This window comes from Methylobacterium sp. J-088 (assembly GCF_022829295.1).
Taxonomy (GTDB): domain Bacteria; phylum Pseudomonadota; class Alphaproteobacteria; order Rhizobiales; family Beijerinckiaceae; genus Methylobacterium.
The window spans coordinates 1-1,765 of sequence record NZ_JAKSYH010000024.1; the positions used below are offsets into that span (position 1 = coordinate 1).

General features: G+C 64.4%; 4 protein-coding genes. 1 reads left to right on the top strand and 3 read right to left on the bottom strand.

Annotated elements, in window-relative coordinates; all coding sequences use genetic code 11:
- Nucleotides 1-108 precede the first annotated feature (108 nt).
- Nucleotides 109-435, bottom strand: coding sequence for a hypothetical protein (locus MKK63_RS01545; protein WP_243998058.1), 327 nt, complete (start codon nucleotides 433-435; stop codon nucleotides 109-111).
- Nucleotides 432-680, bottom strand: coding sequence for a hypothetical protein (locus tag MKK63_RS01550; RefSeq protein ID WP_243998060.1), 249 nt, complete (start codon nucleotides 678-680; stop codon nucleotides 432-434). The genes MKK63_RS01545 and MKK63_RS01550 overlap by 4 nt, the downstream gene beginning before the upstream one ends.
- 209 nt (nucleotides 681-889) lie before the next feature.
- Between MKK63_RS01550 and MKK63_RS01555 the strand changes: the two genes are divergently transcribed.
- Nucleotides 890-1,132 (top strand): hypothetical protein, encoded by a 243-nt coding sequence (locus tag MKK63_RS01555; RefSeq protein WP_243998062.1) that lies wholly within the window; start codon nucleotides 890-892, stop codon nucleotides 1,130-1,132.
- A 360-nt stretch (nucleotides 1,133-1,492) separates the two neighbouring features.
- On the opposite strand, the gene MKK63_RS01560 is transcribed toward MKK63_RS01555, so the two are convergent.
- On the bottom strand, nucleotides 1,493-1,765 hold a 273-nt coding region (locus MKK63_RS01560), incomplete at its 5' end, for a hypothetical protein (RefSeq protein WP_313901735.1).

The window sequence follows — 1,765 nt, forward strand, 5'->3', positions numbered from 1 at the left end:
GGCCCCGGAGGTGTTCGTGCCAGCCTTCTCCGCTTGGCCGGCTGCGCTCGCCCGACCAGCTCCGCCGGCCAAGCTACTCGCGGCGGAGCGGCCCACCGTGCACTAACTTTACCCTTGGACCACCTCGTGGGGGCCGATCACCAGGCGGCTCAGCATTTCCTCTAGCATAGTGAGCAGACCGTCGACCTCGGCTACCGCCGCAATGAGGTTATCGACGGATCCCTGCCATGGGCTCGTCGGGGTTTGCGATGCCTCCGCCAGCATCACCTTGACGCTTGCCACCTCCGCCAGTCCTGTCTCAATCGCGGCCTCAATCAGTGCGGGATCAGCCAGCACGAGCGCTCCGTCCGCGGTTCGGCGACCGAGCAGCCGCTGCATCGCTTCCAAGCTCACGGCCAGCGTGTGCAGGTTGGTCGACGCCGGGCAAGCCGTCACAGGCCTGCGCTCGACGGCGGCAGGGGTGGCAGTTCCGCCAGATCCAACAGCACGCGTGCGCCCTTGATCGCCGCCACCGTCTCCGGCGGCGCTCCCTGCCTGCGCGCTCTGCATTCCAGGTCCGCCAAGCGTGTCCCGAGCATCTCGGCCTGGCGCTGGTTCTGTCCAGGCGGGAAGTCGCCTAGCAGGTCGATGAGCTCGACCATGAGCGAGGGTGGAGGAACTAGCCCAGTAAGAGACTGCATGCGCCAGACCTTCCGCGACTCAAGTCGGGCACGCTGCATCGTGTCGGGCACGCGTTCTCCAACACAGTTTAGATCCCAGTGCAGCTGTCTGCCGCCGGTCATGCGGCGTACAGTGTGTTCAGCACTGGCAGGCCACGATACTCTAGGTACGCGAGCTGGCGGATGATCGTGCTGGAGATGGCATGGCACGGGATCGGGAGAGCCCAGGCATGACGACCGCCAGCATCCTCGCCCTCGTGGAGAGCATCGAGCAGCGCGGAGCCGACGCACCGGCCACTCTCGCCTTCCGGAGCGCCCTCGCCCACAAGCTGCGCGAGGCGCATGCGGCCGGCGGTCCCGCAACCCTCGACGCCATACGGCGCGAGATCACGGCTGCGGACCCCCGCCGGACCAAGGCCCGCGCTGCCATCCTGGCCGCGGCTCAGCCTGCCCTCAGTGAGCCTAGCCGATGATGCCTTGCGTGCCGCTCTAAACGCGGGTGTTCTGATGCTCCCGCGCTACCGCGGGGCTAAGCGGCTACAAAACGTGCATACCCCGAGCCGCGACCTCTCTGGGCAAGCTACGACGCTTCGGGCGGCTCGTTCGTGCAGTGCGCTTTGCAGAAGCCTTCATCTCGCCTCCGGTTCGTCGAACCTCCTGTCGCCGACTAGCGGTCCAGGCGTAATTCATCGCCACTGTAAGCAGCATGGCGTTCTGGACCATTCTCGCGTTCAACTGGAACGCCTCGCCGGCCAGACGACCCATCTCGTCATAGAGCATTTTTATCTCCGATCTGGGTTCAGGCCGTTGAGATGCTGCAAGAACCATCCCGATCACAGATGCGCGTATGAGAACGCACAATCCTTCGGTCCTAGCACCTCTCGGTCGCCGAGAAGGCTACGCCCGGAGGCGATGATCTGGACGGTCTGTCGGCTATGGCATGCCGTCCGTGCCATGACTTCCAAATCGCGCAGATATGAGATCAGCAGCTCATGCGGAACTTCATCTGTGTTAAGGGCGTCGCCCACCTTAGATGACACGTTGCGCTCAAGCTCGGACCAGAAATTGCCGGGCATTTCTGTTCGATGGATCATGGATGCCGCTCG